The following is a 2,204-nucleotide window of genomic DNA, read 5'->3' as shown; positions in this document are numbered from 1 at the left end:
ATGCAGCAGGTCATCCCAATGGTCAAGGATCAACGCGGTGTTGATCGGCGCGCCGATGTGGTTCGTCAGCGCCGGGTAGGCATCGCCTTTTTCGAATGTGTGGAACTTTCGATCCTTCAGGTTGCGCAATCGAGGTGCGAAACGTTTGCCGATCAGGGCAAACAATCCGAAGACATGATCGCTCGCGCCGCCAGTGTCAGTAAAATGCTCTTGGATATCCAGGACCGTATCCTGGTCAAACAGGCCATCGAGCACATAGGCCGCTTCGCTTTCAGTCGGGCTGATGGGCAAGATACTGAAATAGCCGTATTGGTCCGACAGGTGGCTGTAGAACTTCGATCCCGGTTCGCTGCCGTAGTGCAGATTGACGTCACCGCGTTTTGCCGCTCGGTCGCTCGCACGGAAGAACTGTCCGTCGGACGACGCAGTTGTTCCGTTGCCCCAGAGGCGGGAATGCGGGTGACCAGTATGTGCGTCGGTGATGCAGGCCTGAGCAGCGCGATAGGTTTCTGATCGAGCATGGAAGGTGCGCATCCAGCCGATCTGATGGGCGCTGATGCCCTTGGATGCGCCGGCCATCCGCTTCGGACCGAGATTGGTCGCATCCGCAAGAACGCCGGCCAGCATGGCAGAGACGTTCCGTGGCTCGTCGCCCGTGCGCACATGTGTGAAGTGATCGGCAAAGCCCGTCCAGTCATGTACGTCCCTCAGGAGATCGGGAACTTCGACCAGCGGATACATCTCGCTGATCTCTGCGTTCAGTTCTTCGGCTGCCTCAGGAACGTCGCCGGTGGTCGGTGTGACGATAAGCGTTCCGGTTTCGAGACGAACACCCTCGAGTTTGCCTGCGCGAGCGCGACAGGCCAGGCGCTTCAGATTAAGGTCCAGCATCTGCTTTATTTCGTTCAGCCAGGCGGCGCCGTCACTTCCCACACCAAGGCCAAGCCGATCATCTTCCTTCATCGTGGTGAACGTAGATCGAGGCATGAGATGCTCATCGATCGGACGGAAAGAGCGGCTGCCTTCTACCCAGATATCCGCCGAGCGAAGCCGCTCGCGCAATGCAGCGAACGTGGCTACCTCATAGAGCCGGCGATCGGGCTTATGCTGCACAAAGATCAGCTTCCGGTCGGTGGGGCTGAGATGGCTGGTCGGAACACGCTCGGGCAGTGCACGCCGTCCCTCCCAATGAAGCCTTCGGAGCATCGCAACGGCTGTGAGCAGGGAATCGTGACGGCGCGCTGAACGGAACGTAAACGTTGTCAGGAACGCCGTCGCGTATTTGAGGACGCCACTATACTGCTCGGCCGCCAGAACCAAGGGAGATGCCTCGCTGTCCTTGACCATGGCTGCAAGCTCCGGCTTCATCCGAAGCAGCCGGTGCCAACCGACCTTCTGGTCGAGCACCTCGAGTGCGTCCTGCCCAAAGTCGTTGGCCGACTGTAGCGCAGATATCGTATCGAGGAACATGCGCAGCGCCTTGGAGGTGTCTGGCCTATTATCCATGTGCCGCCGCTTCTTGCGGCTGTTGGCTTGGGAGAACAGCCGCCCGATAAGCTTGATGAACATCGTCACGGCATCATCGGTCAGCTTCTCGCCGAGCCTGATCACCTGCGCGACGATCAGGGCGTGACGACGGCTCGCATTGAAGTCGCCGGCCAGCCACGCGGGCGTGGCATTGCCCTCGCGAACGATCTGGTCCCACCGCCCGGAAGCAACGCGCACCCGCAAACCGGAATCGATCCCGAGCGTGCGCAGGAACGCAATCCGTTCGGTTAGCCCAACCAGATTTGAAGCCGCGGGCGCTTCTGGCACAGAGCGCAACCAATGGAAGCGGGTCTGACCGATCGCCGCATCAACCTCGAGCAGCTTGTCGAGCGCCTGCAGCTTCTCAGGTGGCAGCCCTTCGATCAGCGCCCCCTCCACCCGGCGCCGCGCTATGGCGCGGGCTGCCAGCCCCATTCGCTCGATGATCTCCGCCGCGGGCAAGAGGGCTCCGCGTTCTCGCAGCATGGCGACAATCGCATTCACGATCGAAGCGCCGCTGTCGGACATGGCGGCCGCCTCTATTGCCGACAACAGCGCGGCGCGACGATCCCGAGCTGTCGCGCTTCTGACGCCGAGATAGATCATCAGGCGCGCAATGTGATCGCGGCGCGTCTCTTCCCGGCGGGCATAGGTTGTGAACACAGTGGGAACGGCGC

The 2,204-nt window shown here is 61.1% G+C and carries 1 protein-coding gene; it reads right to left on the bottom strand.

What is annotated here, in order from left to right; all coding sequences use genetic code 11:
• On the bottom strand, positions 1-2,204 hold a 2,204-nt coding region (locus ACODTY_RS23835), incomplete at both ends, for a Tn3 family transposase (RefSeq protein ID WP_488996652.1).

It is taken from the genome of Mesorhizobium sp. FG116, from assembly GCF_057809835.1.
This window is presented reverse-complemented; position numbering and strand designations above follow the sequence as displayed.